Source organism: Pseudomonas sp. PDM28, from assembly GCF_019219115.1.
In the GTDB taxonomy this organism is placed as follows: domain Bacteria; phylum Pseudomonadota; class Gammaproteobacteria; order Pseudomonadales; family Pseudomonadaceae; genus Aquipseudomonas; species Aquipseudomonas laurylsulfatiphila.
This window is the reverse complement of the sequence record NZ_JAHUWG010000009.1, coordinates 17,419-33,974: the sequence shown is the minus strand read 5'-3', so window position 1 is coordinate 33,974 and position 16,556 is coordinate 17,419. Positions and strand designations below refer to the sequence as shown.

Below are 16,556 nucleotides of genomic sequence, written 5' to 3'. Positions count from 1 at the left end.
GCAACGGCAGGCCTCTGCACGTTGTATCGCAAGGCCCGTGCCACCTTCCGTAAAAACCCTGCAAGCCTTTTGATATCAGGGGTCGCAGCAAATTCCCTGTCACCGGACAGTTACAAACATGTGGCGGATTTCCGCCCTTCCACTAAAAGTCGTCCTGCAATTTGGCGGATATCCGCCCTGTTCATGCCCGCAGTGCGCAGCTACCATCCGTCGTTCAACGGTCAGGCCTGCAGCCATGCGTGAACGCACCATCGCCAGTCATTTCGCCCTCGCCGCCCTGGGTGGTGCGCGTCGGCACGGCTACGATTACTCGGGCCTGCTACAACAACTGGGGATCAGCCCCGAGTTGCTCGACGAACCCCGGGCGCGCATCACTCCAGAGCAATTCACCCAACTGATTCAAGCCTTATGGTTGGCACTGGACGACGAGTACCTGGGGTTCGGGCAAGCCCCGAGCAAACCGGGCAGCTTCGCGATGATGTGCCATGCCGTGATCCACTGCCGCAGCCTGGATAAGGCACTCAATCGCGGCTTATTGTTTTATAGCCTATTCCCCGGGACTCCGCGTTTGACCCTGACTCACGAGGACGAATGGGTCCGCCTGAGCCTGGACGACTCGCAGCTTTGGGACCCGGACCACTTTCTGACCGAGGCTCTGCTGGTGATCTGGCACCGTTTCGGCAGTTGGCTGATCGGCCAGCGCATTCGCCTGGAACAGGCCACGTTCAGCTACCCCCGACCGGAACACGGCGCCGAGTACGACCTGCTGTTTTCCTGCCCGCTTGAGTTTTCACGCCCCCGGAGCAGCCTGTTGTTTCACAGCCGCTACCTGGCCATGCCGCTGTTGCAGGATGAGCGCACTCTCAAGCATTTTCTTGAGCACTCCCCGGCCAACCTGCTTTCGCGTCCGGATGACGGCGACAGCCTGAGCAGCCGTTTACGCCGCTTGCTGAGCCGAGACAGTTCACGCTGGCCCGACCTGGAAGCCGTGGCCGCACACCTGCACATCAGCCCGCAAACCTTGCGCCGGCATTTGCGTGACGAGGGCACGAGCTTTCAGGAATTGAAGGACCAGTTGCGCCGGGACATCGCGATTTACCACCTGAGCCGTGCCGACCTGTCGTTGCAACAGATCGCCGAGCAATTGGGGTTTTCCGAACCGTCGGCGTTTCACCGGGCGTTCAAGAAGTGGACCGGGCTGACACCGGGGGCTTATCGGGCGCAGGAACACTGAGTTTCAATGCCTGTTTTTTCGGTGTGATCACCGGCCCCTTCGCGGGCAAGCCCGCTCCCACAATGGCCGAAGTTGTTCACAAATCATCTGACTCACTCAAAACCCTGTGGGAGCGGGCTTGCCCGCGAAGAGGCCCGAAAGAGCACTATCAAACTCCCGGTCAAACCACCGGAAAATGAATCCGGAACGCCGCCCCGCCCATCGGTGAATCCCCCAGGGTCAGCTGGGCGCTATAGCTCTCGATGATGTCCTTGACCACCGCCAGGCCGATGCCCTGCCCCGGATGCTGACGGTCCAGGCGCTCACCGCGTTCGAGAATCCGTGCGCGCTGATCCGGCGGTACGCCAGGGCCGTCGTCCTCGACACACAACTCGGTGCCACTAAGGGTTTCACGCACGCTGATGCGTATTTCGCCGAGGCACAAGCGATAGGCGTTTTCCAGCAGATTACCCATCATTTCCAACAAAGCGCCCTGCTCGATCGGTACATGGCACGGGTCGGGCAGGTCGAACGCAACGTGCACGCGCTTGTCGCGATAGACCTTGTCCAGTGTGTCGCACAGACTTTTCAGCACCGGGTGCAAGTGCACCTGATGACGTACCAGACCGCTCTTGCGCAGGCTGGCGCGCTGCAATTGGTAGCTGATCTGCTGGCTCATGCGCTCGATCTGGGTTTGCAGCACCCAGGCCTGATCGCGATCCTCGGGACGCTGGGCCATGTCTTCACTGACGCCCTGCAACACCGCCAGGGGCGTTTTCAGGCTATGGGCCAGGTCATCGAGGGAATCACGGTAGCGACTGCGCTGCTCACGTTCACTGTGCAGCAAACGGTTGAGGGAACCGGTGAGGCGCAGCAACTCCCGGGGATGCTCCTCGCTGAGGCTTTCACGGGTGCCACCTTCAATCTGGTCCAGCTCCTGACTCAAGCGCCGCAATGCCTGCAAGCCCCAGGTCAGGCCGATCCACAGCAACGCCAGCAGTACCAGGAGTGCCGCACCAAAACCCAGATAGAGATTTTCCCGCAGACCTTCGAGGGTCAGTTCGTACTCGCGAACCGGTTGCAGGGCCACGATGCTGAAGGCTGCACTTTTGCCGCCGAGCAACTTGACCTCGACGTCGTAGACGAAGAATTCCTGGCCATTGGCTTCGCGGATCCGCGCAAACTCGTTACCACGTCCGTCATAACGTGGCTTGTAATTGATGCGCTCTTCCCGGGTCGCCTTTGAGCGCCAGACCAGATGCCCTTCGCGGTCATAGATATAGCCGAGCAGTCGGCTGTCGGTGAGGTTGAAGCGCTCGTCGGGCAATTGCGCCGGCATCTGCAGGCTGTTGTTCTCCACCCGGGCGGCGGAGATCAACGTGGTCACGTCCGATGCCAGACGTTGCTCGATGGAGTCCTGCAACGCCAGGCTGAAAGCACCCTGCATCGCCGGCAGCAACGCCAGCATGAACAACACCGCCAACAGCGTGGCGGCGAGCATCAAGCGAATGCGCAGCGAACGGATCAAGTGCAACGCTCATTGAACAGGTAGCCCAGGCCGCGCACGGTGTCGATCGGCTTGAATCCACCCGGCCCCTCCAGTTTGCGGCGCAAACGGCCGACCAGCACCTCGATCACATTCGGATCACGCTCGTCGTCATCCGGGTAGAGCTGTTCCATCAAGCGGTCCTTGGGCACCACCTGCTGATGGTGGCGCATCAGGTATTCGAGAATGCGGTACTCATACGCGGTCAGTGCGAGCGGCTGTTCGTCGAGGGACGCCTGCTTGCGATTGAGGTCCAGCAGCAAGGGACCGGCGACGATGGTCGACTGGGTGAAACCGCTGGAGCGGCGCAGCAAGGCATTCAGGCGAGCGTCCAGTTCTTCGAACTGAAACGGCTTAACCACGTAATCGTCGGCGCCGGCGGCCAGGCCTTCGACCTTGTCCTGCCAGTTGCCGCGCGCGGTGAGGATCAGGATCGGGAAGGTCTTGCCACCTGAACGCAACTGGCGGATCAGGTCGAGCCCGCTCATGCCCGGCAGACCGAGGTCGATCACCGCCAGGTCAAAGTTGAATTGCGCGGTCTGGTAAAGCGCCTCTTCGGCGTTGGCCACGGACTCGACCACGTGGCCGCTCTCCGTCAGGCGGGTTTTCAGGTGATGACGCAGCAACGCTTCATCTTCGACGACCAGCAGTTTCATAACGCTCTCCCGGGCAAATCAACATCTCCAGAGGCGCAACCTCGCACCTCGATAGCTAACATGGCGACGCCGGATCAGTCACTCGGACCGATCCGGCGCAGGCCGCTCACGAAACGCTTGTCAGAAAGCGTAGTTGGCGGACAGGTAGGTCTGGGCGCTGCTGGTCAGGTCCAGCGAACCCTGCTTGTTGCCACCACGCTCACTCATCTCGGTGCTGGCGTTGCTGCGCAGGTAACGGTAACCCAGTTCAACCGAGGTGTTCTGCGAAACCTGTTGCAGCACACCCACCTGGCCACCGATGGCGTAGCCGATATCGCTGTCGCGACTGAAGCCTGGCGACTCCTGGGTCATTTTGGTCAGGCCCGCCGTGGCGCCGCCGAACAATTTGGTGCTGCCGCCCACTGGGTAGAACAGATCGTAGCTGCCCAGGAGGTTTTCCTGACGCAGTTTAATGCCGTTGTGCGAGCCCGACACGTTGTCGTAAGTGGCGTAGTAACGGCCCTGGCTATTCTGCGGGCCCAGACGCACACCCCAGGTGGTGTCCTTGCCGATCACACCATCGGCGTTCGGGTGATTGAGGTTGTCGTTCAGGGCGTGGGATTTTTTGACCTTGTCGCTGGTCTGTCCAAGAGTGAGGCTGGCGAAGTTGTCGTCGGAGGCGAAGGCTGCGGTGCTTGCGCCCAGAACCGTGAATGCCAGAAGCAATTTTTTGAATGCAGTCATTGGGGAGTTTCCTCATGTGCCGTTTGTTTTTTGGGTACGGGGCAAGGTTACGCACCGCGCCCTGAACTCCCCCTGAACGCACTCTGAACCTGGGCTGAACCGCCCTTTCCCGAATGTTTCGACACGTTTCAACAGGAGATCCGACCATGCGCATGTTCTTCGCTGTCCTCCTGCTGGCCTTGAGCGGGCTCAGCCAGGCTGCCATCCAGACCCGGGAAATCCCCTACCAAAGTGCCGACGGCACGAAAATGATTGGCTACTACGCCTACGACGACACCCTCAAGGGCCCGCGCCCCGGGGTCGTGGTGGTGCATGAATTCTGGGGCCTGAACGATTACGCCAAGCGCCGCGCCCGGGATCTCGCCGGCCTGGGCTACAGCGCCCTGGCCATCGACATGTACGGTGACGGCAAAAATACCGAGCACCCCAAAGACGCCATGGCCTTCATGCAAGCCGTGACAAAAGACAGTGCCGTGTCGAGCGCGAGGTTTCAGGCCGGGCTCGACCTGTTGAAAAAACAACCGCAGACCGATCCGCATAAAATCGCCGCCATCGGCTACTGCTTCGGCGGTGGCGTGGTGCTCAATGCCGCCAGACAGGGCGTGCCATTGGCAGGCGTGGTGAGTTTCCATGGCGCCTTGGCGACCAATACGCCGGCAACGCCAGGCAGCGTCAAGGCGAAGATTCTGGTGGAACACGGGGCGCTGGACAGCATCGTCACCCCGGAAAACATCACGGCTTTCAAAAGTGAGATGGACAAGGCCGGGGCCGACTACACATTTGTCAGCCTCGACGGCGCCAAGCATGGGTTCACCAATCCGGATGCCGAGCGGTTGAGCCATGGCGATCATGGCGGGCCGGACATTGGTTACAACAAGGCGGCGGATGAAAAGTCCTGGGCAGACATGCAGGTTTTCTTCAAAAAAATCTTTGGTTGACACCGTCCTCTGTGGCGAGGGGGCTTGCCCCCGTTGGGTGGCGAAGCCACCCCAAAACCTGCAATCGCATTGGGCCAGATAGGGCGCGGTTGCAGGACTTACGACTGCTTCGCAGCCGAACGGGGGCAAGCCCCCTCGCCACAAAAGCTATCGGCCACTACCCAGTCTTGCTGCTTAACGGCAAAATGCCGACATGAATCCAGCACTGCCCGCCTGCTGCACCCCCCTCGATGACCACTGGCCGCTGCCGTTCGTGCTGCCTGATACGGTCCTGTTGAGCACTCACTTCGATAGCACCCGACTGGCCAGCGATGACTTTCAGCGCAGCGCTGTGGAGGTACCGGCGAGCATTCAGCGCTCTGTCGCCAAACGGCAGGCGGAGTTTCTCGCCGGGCGGGTGTGTGCCCGGGCCGCGTTGCAGCGCCTGGAAGGATTGAGCGTCATTCCGGCCATTGGTGAAGACCGGGCACCGGTCTGGCCTGCTCATATCACGGGCTCGATCACTCATAGCACGGGCCGGGCCGCGGCGATTGTCGCGAACAAAAGCCATTGGCGCGGCCTGGGTATGGACCTGGAAAACCTGCTCAATGTCGAACGCGCCGAACGCCTGGCCGGGGAAATCCTCAACCCGCCGGAGCTACAACGCATGGCGGCCGGTCCTCGCGAGCAACGGGCGTTGCTGGTGACCCTGACGTTCTCGGTCAAGGAAAGCCTGTTCAAGGCACTCTATCCGATCGTTCAGCAACGGTTTTATTTCGAACACGCCGAAGTGCTGGAGTGGCGTGAGTCGGGTGAGGTGCGGCTGCGACTGCTCACGGATTTGTCCCGCGAATGGCGCAACGGCACCGAGTTGGATGCGCAGTTCGGGGTCAAGGATGGGCAGTTGTTGAGTCTGGTCAGTATCAAGGCCTGACGATTTTCGGTGTTTGGCAGGGCCCCTTCGCGGGCAAGCCCGCTCCCACAGTTGACTTGTGTACGACACAAAACCTGTGGGAGCGGGCTTGCCCGCGAAGGGGCCATAACAGACTACACAGACCTCAACGCTTCTCCTGATTGCGCGGCCAACTCAGGCTGAAACACGCCCCGCCCAGACTCTTGCTCTTGCCGATCAACGCACGCCCGTCATGCCAGTGGATGATGCGCCGGACGATCGACAACCCCAGCCCATGCCCACCTGACGCACGGGTACGGCTGTCGTCCAGACGCAGGAACGGCGTAAAGATCTTCTCCCACGCCGACTCCGGCACACCCGGCCCGTCATCCTCGATATCCACCCGGCAGCGCTGCTGCCCCACCTGATAGCTGATGGTCACCCGTGATTGCGCATGGCGCATGGCATTGCTCACCAGGTTCTGGATCGCCCGGTGCAGATAACGCGGTTCGGCCTCGACCCAGGCATCGTCGTTATCAGCGGCCGACAGGCACAAACCCCGCTGTACCGTGACGTCGGCACGTAACGGCGCCAGCTCCTCAATCACCTGGTTGACCAAGGCATCCAGATCGATCCGCTGGAAATTCAGTGCCGGAGAACCCTGTTCGAGCCGCGCGTAAGTCAGCATCTCGTCCACCAGGCGGTCGAGATCCTCGATGTCGTTGTCCATGCCCTGGCAGTATTTTTCCAGGGCTTGCGGCGTGGTGGCCGAGCCGATCATCTCCAGGCCAAAGCGCAGGCGCGCCACCGGCGTGCGCAATTCGTGGGACACCGCGCGCACCAGTTCGCGCTGGATCGCCAACAACTGCTGCAAGTGCTCGGCCATCCCGTTGAACGCCGAGGCCAGCCGTCCCACCGAGTCCGCGCCGCGCGCCGGCACGCGGGTTTCCAGGCTGCCCTGGGCTATGCGCGTGGCGGCGGCCTCCAGGCCACGCAAACGGCGCTCGAGCTGGCGCACCAACAGATAAACGATCAAGCCGATCAGCGTCAGGCCCAGCGCGGCGATCAGCACCAGCCATTGCGGGGGATAAGGATTCATCTGATACAGCGGGCCGATTTCCAGGACCCACGGCGTGCCGACCATGCCGGCAAACACCCGGATCGAATCGCCTTCCTTGCCCAGCGCCATCACGGTGTCGCCTTCGGACACCCGGCGGCTCTGGTCTTCGTCCATGTCCGCCTCGTCAACCGTGACCAGCCGCAGGTCGAAGCCAAAGCCCTTGTCTTGCTTCAATTGCGCCAGACGCATGGGCTGATCGGCTACGGGGGTGCGTACCAGCTCATCGGTCAACAGGTAGATGGTCGCCCGGGCCAGTTGCTCGCTGATCTGCTGCACTTCCCCGGTCAGCATCAACTGCTCCTTGTCGCTGACCAGCTTGTAGACCTTCGCCGCGTGCGGGCCGGTCTGCTCCACCAATGCCTGGCCGTGCAACACACGAGTGCGCTGGGTAAGGTCGAGGTCAGTCTCGGCAAAGGTTTTCAGCGCCAGCGGAATGCCCAGCAACCGCTCCCACACCAGCAAGGCCCGATGGCGCTCGGTCTGGTTCATCGGTTGCAGGTTATCGGCCATCAGCGAAAACGTGCCGTGGGCCAGACGCTCGCGGTATTGCTCGCTGCGCACCTGATTGAGCAGGTGCAACGCCAGCACACCGAGCACCGCCACCAGAATCAGCGCGGCACACATGCCGCCATAGATACGCAGGAAGATCGAGTTCACAGGGTCTGGTCTACGCAAGCCTCGGGAACGAACAGATAGCCTTTGCTGCGCACAGTCTTGATCAACCGTGGATGCTCCGGGTCATCGCCGATCTTGGGACGGATGCGCGAGATGCGCACATCGATGGAGCGGTCCTGACCGTCATAACCGATACCTCGCAACGCAGTGAAGATTTCTTCCCGGGAGAGAATGCGCCCGGCATTGGCCACCAACAGCCAGAGCAAGTCGAATTCGGCGCTGGTCAGCTCGATGCCGTTGCCCTGCAACCAGGCTTCGCGCAAGGCGTTGTCGACGATCAGCGGGCCGAACTGAAGACGCCGCTGCTTTTCCGGGGCGACTTCGGGTGTTTCGCTACGGCGCAACAGGGCCTGGATGCGCGCCAGCAGCAGGCGCGGGCGTACCGGTTTGCAGACGTAGTCGTCAGCCCCCAGGTCCAGGCCGAGAATCTGGTCGGTATCATCGGTGCGAGCGGTGAGCATCAGGATCGGGCCGTCATAACGGGCGCGGACCTTGCGGCAGATGCTCAGGCCATCTTCACCGGGGAGCATCAGGTCGAGGATCACCAGGTCCGGTTGCTCCTTGATAATGCGGTTCGCAGCGAGGGCACCATCCCCTTCGATCGACACACGCAGGCCATTGGCTTCCAGGTAATCGCGGGTCAGTTCGGCCAGTCGCTGGTCGTCCTCCACAATCAATACCTGCCAGGCTTCTTGCTCCACGGGTGACCTCTGCTTGCCAAAAACACTAATAAGGAAGGATCCGCCCGTTTTTTTGTAATGATTCGGGGGGACAAATATGTATACACGCTGGGCCGAATGTATAAACGCCGCTCGTCGAGAACACAAGCGGGTAAATGCGTTCGGACAACGCGGTTTTTTGTGATAGGGTTCGCGCCCTTAAAAATCTGACCGAGCGTTTTCGAGCGCAGAAATTCGCTGAAAAAAGGTCCGGTCCAGCAGCGTCGCGGCCTACACGCCGGTTCCCTCTTTCACACACAATTTACGCACAGGTTTATCCACAGGTAGTACGTTGCAATCCTCCCCTAAAACGCATTATCTTGTAGCCCGGCGCTAAAAAAACCCTAGATATAGGGTTTTGCGCAAAAAACCAAACACAAACCAGACACCAATTTCAAGCGCTTTTATTGCCTCTGTCCGGTTGAACCAAACGTATTTTCGAAAGACCAAACCGCGCATGCGGATGGCTACTGTGTTTCGGCCCCGAGTGGTGAAAACGGTACGGGTGTTGCAGTCCCAACTGTCACCTGCAAAGGACCACGGTTTCAGGCCCAAGGCGTGAGACCAAAGACTTCGGCATGGAAGCGGCGCCCCATAAAGCCCCCTTCCTACTGTCCCGAAGTTGTTATGCCCGGCGCTCGCCGGTTGTAGTGCTTCAGGACGGAACGGTGGGCACCGTGATGGTGCCCAAACAAACATAGAGAATGTGGAGACACTCCCCCATGCAAACCGACACAACTCGCGAGAACCCGCAGGGCACCTTGCCGCAGGCCGCTGATTCGAATTCGGATCTGTCCGCCACCGCGCCTGGCCAGCTGCGCGTGATCAAGCGTAACGGCACTGTCGTTCCCTACACCGATGACAAAATCACCGTCGCCATCACCAAAGCGTTTCTCGCAGTTGAGGGCGGCACCGCTGCCGCCTCGTCGCGAATCCACGACACCGTTGCCCGCCTGACCGAACAGGTCACCGCGACCTTCAAGCGTCGCATGCCATCGGGCGGCACCATCCACATCGAAGAAATCCAGGACCAGGTCGAACTGGCCCTGATGCGTGCCGGCGAGCAGAAAGTCGCTCGCGACTACGTGATCTACCGTGATGCCCGTTCCAAGGAACGTGCCGTTCGTACCACCGAAGAACCGGTACAAGCGCACCCTTCGATTCGCATCACCCGTGCCGACGGCAGCCTGGCGCCGCTGGACATGGGCCGCCTGAACACCATCGTCACCGAAGCGTGCGAAGGCCTGGAAGAAGTCGACGGCGACCTGATCCAGCGCGAAACCCTGAAGAACCTGTACGACGGCGTGGCCCTGACCGACGTCAACACCGCCCTGGTGATGACTGCCCGTACCCTGGTCGAGCGCGAGCCGAACTACTCGTTCGTGACCGCCCGCCTGCTGATGGACACCCTGCGTGCCGAAGGCCTGGGCTTCCTCGGCGTCGCCGAAAGCGCCACCCACCACGAGATGGCCGACCTGTACGCCAAGGCGCTGCCGGCCTACATCGCCAAAGGTATCGAATACGAGCTGCTGAACCCTGAGCTGGCCTCCTTCGACCTGGAAAAACTGGGCAAGGCGATCAACCACGAGCGCGACCAGCAATTCACCTACCTGGGCCTGCAGACCCTGTACGACCGTTACTTCATCCACAAGGATGGCGTGCGTTTCGAACTGCCGCAGATCTTCTTCATGCGCGTGGCCATGGGCCTGGCGATCGAAGAGAAAGACCGCGAAGCCCGTGCCATCGAGTTCTACAACCTGTTGTCGTCCTTCGACTACATGGCTTCGACTCCGACCCTGTTCAACGCCGGTACCCTGCGTCCACAGCTGTCGAGCTGCTACCTGACCACCGTGCCGGATGACCTGTCGGGCATCTACCACGCGATCCACGACAACGCCATGCTGTCGAAATTCGCGGGCGGCCTGGGCAACGACTGGACGCCGGTTCGTGCGCTGGGTTCGTACATCAAGGGCACCAACGGCAAGTCCCAGGGCGTGGTTCCGTTCCTGAAAGTCGTGAACGACACCGCCGTTGCCGTTAACCAGGGTGGCAAGCGCAAAGGCGCTGTGTGTGCCTACCTGGAAACCTGGCACATGGACATCGAAGAGTTCATCGAGCTGCGCAAGAACACCGGTGATGACCGTCGTCGTACCCACGACATGAACACCGCCAACTGGATCCCTGACCTGTTCATGAAGCGCGTCTTCGATGACGGCAAGTGGACCCTGTTCTCGCCATCCGAAGTGCCGGACCTGCACGACCTGACCGGCAAGGCCTTCGAAGAGCGCTACGAGTACTACGAAGCCCTGACCGAGTACCCGGGCAAGGTCAAGCTGTTCAAGACCATCCAGGCCAAAGACCTGTGGCGCAAGATGCTGTCGATGCTGTTCGAAACCGGCCACCCATGGCTGACTTTCAAAGACCCGTGCAACCTGCGCAGCCCGCAGCAGCACGTCGGCGTGGTGCACAGCTCGAACCTGTGCACCGAGATCACCTTGAACACCAACAAGGACGAGATCGCCGTTTGCAACCTGGGCTCGATCAACCTGCCGAACCACATCGTCGACGGCAAGCTGGACACCGCCAAGCTGCAACGTACCGTGAACACTGCCGTGCGCATGCTCGACAACGTGATCGACATCAACTACTACTCGGTGCCACAAGCGAAGAACTCCAACTTCAAGCACCGTCCGGTCGGCCTGGGCATCATGGGCTTCCAGGACGCCTTGTACCTGCAGCACATCCCGTACGGTTCGGACGCAGCCGTCGAGTTCGCCGACAAGTCGATGGAAGCGGTCAGCTACTACGCGATCCAGGCTTCCTGCGACCTGGCCGACGAGCGCGGCTCGTACGAGACGTTCCAGGGTTCGCTGTGGTCCAAAGGCATCCTGCCGCTGGATTCGCAACAGATCCTGATCGAGGCCCGTGGCCAGAAGTACATCGATGTCGACCTGAACGAAACCCTGGACTGGGCACCGGTTCGCGCCCGTGTACAGAAAGGCATTCGTAACTCCAACATCATGGCCATCGCACCGACCGCGACCATCGCCAACATCACCGGCGTATCGCAGTCGATCGAACCGACCTACCAGAACCTGTATGTGAAATCGAACCTGTCGGGCGAATTCACCGTGATCAACCCGTACCTGGTTCGCGACCTCAAGGCTCGCGGTCTGTGGGACTCGGTCATGATCAACGACCTGAAGTACTACGACGGTTCGGTGCAGCAGATCGAGCGTATCCCGCAAGAACTCAAAGAGCTCTATGCGACCGCCTTCGAAGTGGACACCAAGTGGATCGTCGACGCTGCCAGCCGTCGTCAGAAGTGGATCGACCAGGCTCAATCGCTGAACCTGTACATCGCCGGCGCTTCGGGCAAGAAGCTGGACGTGACCTACCGCATGGCCTGGTACCGTGGCCTGAAAACCACTTACTACCTCCGTGCCCTGGCCGCAACCAGCACCGAGAAGTCGACCATCAACACCGGCAAGCTGAACGCTGTTTCCAGCGGCGGCAACCACGGTGAAGATTCGGTCCTGGCAGCGCCTGCCGGCCCTGCGCCAGTGCCGAAGGCTTGCGCCATCGACGAGCCGGATTGCGAAGCTTGCCAATAAGCTGAGCCGGTAAGCACCGCAAGGCGCTTGCTCGAAACCCCCGATCTGCCTCTGGCGGGTCGGGGGTTTTCTTTTGCCTCATGGAAAATGGTGCCCGGTCTGACGCCATCGCGAGCAAGCTCGCTCCCACAGGTTCAATGCGATCCCTGTAGGAGCGAGCTTGCTCGCGATGGTCGTTAACGATAACGGGGTCATCCTGAATACACGCGTCGCTCTCAAGAACATCGCGAGCAAGCTCGCTCCTACAGGTCTTTCTTTCGAGCACAAAAAAGCCCCTCTCTCGAGGGGCTTTTTATGCAGCACTATCCAGCATCAGGTCATCTGAATGATGGTCTGCATGATGGTGCTCTGAGTCGAGATGGTCTTGGCGTTCGCCTGGTAGTTGCTCTGCGCCTTGATCAGGTCGACCAGTTCGTTGGTCAGGTTGACGTTGGACTCTTCCAGGGAGTTGGAAACGATCGAACCCAGGGTGCCAGTCTGCGGCGCATCGTAGCCCGGGATGCCCGAGGTGTAGGTTTCTTTCCAGCTTGTGCCGCCTACCGGCTGCAGGCCTTGCTCGTTGGTGAAGCTGGCCAGGGAAATCTGGCCGATCGGCTTGGTCTGGTTGTTGCTGAAGTTGGCCAGCAGCACACCGCTGCCATCAATGGTCAGGTTGGTAATCTGGCCGGTGGCGTAGCCGTTCTGCGCAGGAATCGAACGCGCAGTGTCGGCGTTGAACTGCGTGGTGTTGCTCATGGAAGTGGTCACACCTGCCGGATCGGCGGCGGCGCCGTTGGCTGCCCATACACCGTTGGTCACTTTGCCTGGAACCCAGTTGGTGATCTTCAGATCCGGGCTGACGACAGGCGGAGTACCTGGAGTGGTAACCGAAACCAGCTTGCCGCTCGAATCGAAAGCCATGGTCGAAGGGATTGGAGCCGTCACGGCAGGATCACTGCCATCCGGGTTGCGACCATCGATCAGGGTGTAGGTATCCCAGGTGTTCGGCCCCGTCTTGACCATGTACTGGTCCATGGGGTGCTGGTTACCCTGCGTATCGAAAACCGGGGTAGTGAACTGCTTGGTGTAAGTGGCGGGCTTGCTCGGATCGAACTTGTTGGTCGCCACCGTCTGATCGATCACCGGCGCCGTGGAGTTCAGGTTGATCGTCGACGAAACGGTGTTGGTGGCCTTCGGCGCCAGGTTGGAGGTATCGATCCGCAGGTCGGTCAACACGCCGTTGAGAATCTTGCCATTGGCATCCACACCGTAACCCTGCAATCGGGCCGTGCCGTCGCTATTGGTGACGTAGCCTTCCTTGTCGGTCTTGAACGTACCGGCACGGGTGTAGGTCAGCGAACCGTTGTTGTTCAGGACGAAAAAGCCGTTGCCCTGGATACCCATGTCGAGCACGTTGCCGGTGTTGCTCACGTCACCCTGGGTGAACTGCTGGGAAACGTTGGCCAGGCGCACGCCGTTGCCGATGGTCTTGCTGCCGGTGCCCAGGCGGGTCGCCGAGTACACGTCTTCGAATTCTGCACGGGAGGATTTGAAACCCGTGGTCGCGACGTTGGCGATGTTGTTGCCGGTAACGTCGAGTTGTTTGTTGGATGCAAAGAGACCGCTAAGACCGATGTTGAAAGACATATTTCACTCCTTTGTGCCGGGTTAGTCGGCTTTACATACCAATGGTTTGTACTTTGGACAGGGCAACGCTGCCCAGCCCGGCCAGATTGAGCATCAACTCACCGCCGGTCTGGCTGATGGTCACGCTGTTGACGGTCGCGGGCAGGTTGGTGATCAACGCGACGGACTTGCCATCGATCTCGGTCGTGGCGCCGAAGGTGTAGGTGCCCGCAGGTACCGTCTCACCCGCATCGTTCTTGCCGTCCCAGATGAAGCTGGCGTTGCCGGCCTTCTGCGAACCGAGGTCGATGGTGCGCACGGTCTTGCCGGTTGAGTCAGTGATCTTCAGGGTCGCGGACGCCACCGAAGACGGCACCACCACCGTGCCGCTCAAGCTCTTGGTGGTATCGACCACGGCCTTGTCGCCCGGTGCGATGACCGAACGGCCCACCAGCGACGACGCCTGCAAGGCCTGGGACGAGTTGTAGTTGCTGGCCAGGCCGCTTACGGTGTCGTTGAGCGTGGTGATGCCTTCCAGGCTGCTGAACTGCGCCAGCTGGGCCACGAACGCACCGTTGTCCTGAGGCTCCAGCGGGTTCTGGTTTTTCAGCTGGGTTACCAGCAACTGCAGGAACGCATCCTTGCCCAGGGCCTTGTTGCCCGAGGCGCTGCCGGCTGCCGAGGCGAGGCCGTCAGTCGTGGTGTTGGTCTTGATCGAAGAGTTGGCCAGGATGTCGTTGAGGCTCAAACCACTGGTGGAATCGGTAACACTCATCTGAGTCGCCCCTTATCACTGACCGAGGGTCAGGACTTTCTGCATCATGGTTTTGGCGGTGTTCATCATTTCGGCGTTGGTCTGGAACGAACGGCTCGCCGAAATCATGTCGGCCATTTCTTCAACCACGTTGACGTTCGGGTAGTAGACGTAGCCCTTGGCATCGGCGGCCGGATGGTTCGGCTCGTAGCGCGCCTCGAGATTGCTCTGGTCTTCGACCACACCCAGCACCTGCACGCCTTGGCCGGCGGCGTCCTGGCTCTGGAACAGCGAGTCGCTGCCGCCGCTCTGGCCACCCTGGAACATGGTGGCGAATACCGGGTGACGTGCGCGGTAGGTCTGGTCGATGCTCGACGAGACGGTCTCGGCGTTGGCGATGTTCGAGGCGACGGTGTTCAAACGCGTGGTTTGCGCACTCATGCCGCTACCGGCAATGTTGAAAACACTGGATAGAGACATGGCTTACTCTCCGCGCAGGGCTGACACCAGCCCTTTGAATTTGCTGTTGAGCAGGGTGAAGCTGGCCTGGAAGCCGATCGCGTTTTCCGCGTAGTTCGACTGTTCCAGCTGAGCGTCCACGGTGTTCTGGTCGATCGACGGTTGCATCGGCGTGCGATACAGCAACGACTCGTCGCCATTGCCCAGGCCTTCAGCTTCGATATGACGGCTGTTGGTCATGTTCAAGGCGAAGGTGCCGCTTTTGGTTTTCTCGTTCTGCTCGGCGAGCACTTTCGAGAAGTCCAGGTCCCGAGCCTTGTAGTTCGGGGTATCGGCGTTGGCGATGTTATTGGCCAGGACTTCAGCACGCTGGGCGCGGAAGCCCAGGGCTTGTTCGTGGATACCGAGCGCTTTATCGAAGCTGATGCTCATGTCGGGAAACCTTCGGGTGACCTGATTTTTCGTAGGATCAACTTAGCAAGCCCCATGCCAATTCAAAAAACCCCGAAAACCGGGGCTTTGCCGGACATGGCAACGCGGCAATGCCAGAAAAGCGGCAACGGTTTTCCGCCGCCTGCCGCTTTTCTGCCGCTTGGCACCGCTTACGAAGACACCAACTGACCCTGTGGGAGCGGGCTTGCCCGCGAAAGCGGTGTGTCAGGCAAAGTTGATATCGACTGACACGACGCCTTCGCGGGCAAGCCCGCTCCCACAAGGGGTGTGGTGATTTCAAATGATCATTTGCAGACATAAAAAAACAGGAGCCCTGAGGGCTCCCGTTTTTTTGACAACACCAGCGAAATCACTTCGCCTGGTAAATGATCCCCGGGCTGCACTGGACCATCTGGTAATGATCCGGCAAACCGTTCAACGCTTCGGAAGCACCGAGGAACAGGTAACCCCCCGGCTTCAACGTGCTGTGGATGCGCAACAGGATGTCCTTCTTCACCTCGGCGGAAAAGTAGATCAGTACGTTGCGGCAGAACACGATGTCGAACTTGCCGAGACTCGCGTAACTGTCCAGCAGGTTGAAGGAACGGAATTCCACCCGGCTCTTGATCGGCGCCTTGATTGCCCAGCGCCCCGGCCCTTTCGGGTCGAAATATCGCTGCAGGCGCTCGGGCGACAGACCGCGGCCGATGGCCAGGCTGTCGTACTCGCCGGTCTTGCAGTTGTTCAACATGGTGCCGGACAGGTCGGTGGCAACGATCTGTACGCCCATCCTCAACTGGCCCATGTTGACCCGTTCGAACTCGTCGATGGACATCGACAGCGAATACGGTTCCTGGCCCGACGAGCACGCCGCCGACCAGATACGCAGGCGCTGGCCGGGGCTGGCCTTGATCGCTTCGGGCAAGACCTTGTTCTTCAAGACTTCAAACGGATAGGTGTCCCGAAACCACAGGGTTTCGTTGGTGGTCATGGCATCCACCACCTGCTCGCGCAAACCGCTGCGCGGCTGGGTCTGCATGCGCTGAACCAGCTCACCCAAAGACTTGATGCCTTGCTGTTCCATCAGTTTGTTGAGACGGCTGGAGACCAGGTATTGCTTGTTTTCACCGAGCAAAATGCCACAGGCTTTTTCCAGGAATACCCGGAACTGTTCGAAATCCAAATTACCCGTAGACAATGATGCCGCCTCTTAAATCGTGTTGACTGCCAG

15 protein-coding genes are annotated in these 16,556 nt (G+C 60.2%); 5 read left to right on the top strand and 10 right to left on the bottom strand.

Annotated elements, in window-relative coordinates:
- Positions 1 to 235: 235 nt before the first annotated feature.
- Positions 236 to 1,234, top strand: coding sequence for an AraC family transcriptional regulator (locus KW841_RS20495; protein WP_218479518.1), 999 nt, complete (start codon positions 236 to 238; stop codon positions 1,232 to 1,234).
- A 160-nt stretch (positions 1,235 to 1,394) separates the two neighbouring features.
- Here the strand turns inward: KW841_RS20495 and KW841_RS20490 are convergent, their stop codons facing one another.
- From KW841_RS20490 to KW841_RS20480, 3 genes are all read right to left on the bottom strand, one after another.
- Positions 1,395 to 2,741, bottom strand: coding sequence for an ATP-binding protein (locus KW841_RS20490; RefSeq protein WP_218479517.1), 1,347 nt, complete (start codon positions 2,739 to 2,741; stop codon positions 1,395 to 1,397).
- A complete protein-coding gene (locus tag KW841_RS20485; protein ID WP_218479515.1) occupies positions 2,738 to 3,415 on the bottom strand; it encodes a response regulator transcription factor in 678 nt (225 codons plus the stop codon). Before KW841_RS20485 ends, KW841_RS20490 begins: the two co-directional genes overlap by 4 nt.
- A 120-nt stretch (positions 3,416 to 3,535) precedes the next feature.
- Complete coding sequence (locus tag KW841_RS20480; RefSeq protein WP_218479513.1) at positions 3,536 to 4,138, bottom strand: porin family protein; 603 nt, start codon at positions 4,136 to 4,138, stop codon at positions 3,536 to 3,538.
- Positions 4,139 to 4,284: 146 nt separating this feature from the next.
- Between KW841_RS20480 and KW841_RS20475 the strand changes: the two genes are divergently transcribed.
- A complete protein-coding gene (locus KW841_RS20475; RefSeq protein WP_218479511.1) occupies positions 4,285 to 5,076 on the top strand; it encodes a dienelactone hydrolase family protein in 792 nt (263 codons plus the stop codon).
- A 193-nt stretch (positions 5,077 to 5,269) separates the two neighbouring features.
- On the top strand, positions 5,270 to 5,989 hold the full coding sequence (locus KW841_RS20470; RefSeq protein WP_218479509.1) for a 4'-phosphopantetheinyl transferase: 720 nt from the start codon (positions 5,270 to 5,272) through the stop codon (positions 5,987 to 5,989).
- A 124-nt stretch (positions 5,990 to 6,113) separates the two neighbouring features.
- On the opposite strand, the gene KW841_RS20465 is transcribed toward KW841_RS20470, so the two are convergent.
- Complete coding sequence (locus KW841_RS20465; protein WP_218479507.1) at positions 6,114 to 7,724, bottom strand: ATP-binding protein; 1,611 nt, start codon at positions 7,722 to 7,724, stop codon at positions 6,114 to 6,116.
- Entirely contained in the window at positions 7,721 to 8,443 is a 723-nt protein-coding gene (locus KW841_RS20460; RefSeq protein WP_007980115.1) for a response regulator, read from the bottom strand. The genes KW841_RS20465 and KW841_RS20460 overlap by 4 nt, the downstream gene beginning before the upstream one ends.
- Before the next feature lie 740 nt (positions 8,444 to 9,183).
- On the opposite strand from KW841_RS20460, the gene KW841_RS20455 reads away from it, so the two are divergent.
- The gene (locus tag KW841_RS20455; RefSeq protein ID WP_218479505.1) at positions 9,184 to 12,075 is read left to right on the top strand and encodes a ribonucleoside-diphosphate reductase subunit alpha; all 2,892 of its coding nucleotides are present in this window, start codon (positions 9,184 to 9,186) and stop codon (positions 12,073 to 12,075) included.
- 312 nt (positions 12,076 to 12,387) lie between these two features.
- On the opposite strand, the gene flgE is transcribed toward KW841_RS20455, so the two are convergent.
- The 4 genes from flgE to flgB are packed head-to-tail and all read right to left on the bottom strand — an operon-like array spanning position 12,388 to position 15,325.
- Positions 12,388 to 13,701 carry a flagellar hook protein FlgE gene (flgE, locus tag KW841_RS20450; RefSeq protein ID WP_116579916.1) on the bottom strand — a complete coding sequence of 438 codons (1,314 nt, stop codon included), beginning with the start codon at positions 13,699 to 13,701 and terminating at the stop codon, positions 12,388 to 12,390.
- Between the two features lie 31 nt (positions 13,702 to 13,732).
- Positions 13,733 to 14,455: a flagellar hook assembly protein FlgD gene (flgD, locus tag KW841_RS20445; protein WP_116579915.1), complete on the bottom strand. Its 723-nt coding sequence runs from the start codon at positions 14,453 to 14,455 to the stop codon at positions 13,733 to 13,735.
- Positions 14,456 to 14,470: 15 nt separating this feature from the next.
- Positions 14,471 to 14,914, bottom strand: coding sequence for a flagellar basal body rod protein FlgC (gene flgC, locus KW841_RS20440; RefSeq protein ID WP_007980123.1), 444 nt, complete (start codon positions 14,912 to 14,914; stop codon positions 14,471 to 14,473).
- A 3-nt stretch (positions 14,915 to 14,917) separates the two neighbouring features.
- Positions 14,918 to 15,325: a flagellar basal body rod protein FlgB gene (gene flgB / locus KW841_RS20435; protein ID WP_008051530.1), complete on the bottom strand. Its 408-nt coding sequence runs from the start codon at positions 15,323 to 15,325 to the stop codon at positions 14,918 to 14,920.
- 54 nt (positions 15,326 to 15,379) lie between these two features.
- Between flgB and KW841_RS29750 the strand changes: the two genes are divergently transcribed.
- The gene (locus KW841_RS29750) at positions 15,380 to 15,514 is read left to right on the top strand and encodes a hypothetical protein (protein ID WP_256357897.1); all 135 of its coding nucleotides are present in this window, start codon (positions 15,380 to 15,382) and stop codon (positions 15,512 to 15,514) included.
- Between the two features lie 181 nt (positions 15,515 to 15,695).
- Here the strand turns inward: KW841_RS29750 and cheR are convergent, their stop codons facing one another.
- Positions 15,696 to 16,523, bottom strand: coding sequence for a protein-glutamate O-methyltransferase CheR (cheR, locus tag KW841_RS20430; protein ID WP_007980127.1), 828 nt, complete (start codon positions 16,521 to 16,523; stop codon positions 15,696 to 15,698).
- Positions 16,524 to 16,556: the final 33 nt, after the last annotated feature.

Coding starts and splice junctions, on each gene's coding strand:
- KW841_RS20495 (WP_218479518.1), top strand. CDS start 236: ATGCGTGAACGCACCATCGCCAGTCATTTCGCCCTCGCCGCCCTGGGT.
- flgE (WP_116579916.1), bottom strand. CDS start 13,701: ATGTCTTTCAACATCGGTCTTAGCGGTCTCTTTGCATCCAACAAACAA.
- flgB (WP_008051530.1), bottom strand. CDS start 15,325: ATGAGCATCAGCTTCGATAAAGCGCTCGGTATCCACGAACAAGCCCTG.
- KW841_RS20480 (WP_218479513.1), bottom strand. CDS start 4,138: ATGACTGCATTCAAAAAATTGCTTCTGGCATTCACGGTTCTGGGCGCA.
- KW841_RS20475 (WP_218479511.1), top strand. CDS start 4,285: ATGCGCATGTTCTTCGCTGTCCTCCTGCTGGCCTTGAGCGGGCTCAGC.
- KW841_RS20485 (WP_218479515.1), bottom strand. CDS start 3,415: ATGAAACTGCTGGTCGTCGAAGATGAAGCGTTGCTGCGTCATCACCTG.
- KW841_RS29750 (WP_256357897.1), top strand. CDS start 15,380: ATGCCAATTCAAAAAACCCCGAAAACCGGGGCTTTGCCGGACATGGCA.
- KW841_RS20470 (WP_218479509.1), top strand. CDS start 5,270: ATGAATCCAGCACTGCCCGCCTGCTGCACCCCCCTCGATGACCACTGG.
- KW841_RS20455 (WP_218479505.1), top strand. CDS start 9,184: ATGCAAACCGACACAACTCGCGAGAACCCGCAGGGCACCTTGCCGCAG.
- flgC (WP_007980123.1), bottom strand. CDS start 14,914: ATGTCTCTATCCAGTGTTTTCAACATTGCCGGTAGCGGCATGAGTGCG.
- flgD (WP_116579915.1), bottom strand. CDS start 14,455: ATGAGTGTTACCGATTCCACCAGTGGTTTGAGCCTCAACGACATCCTG.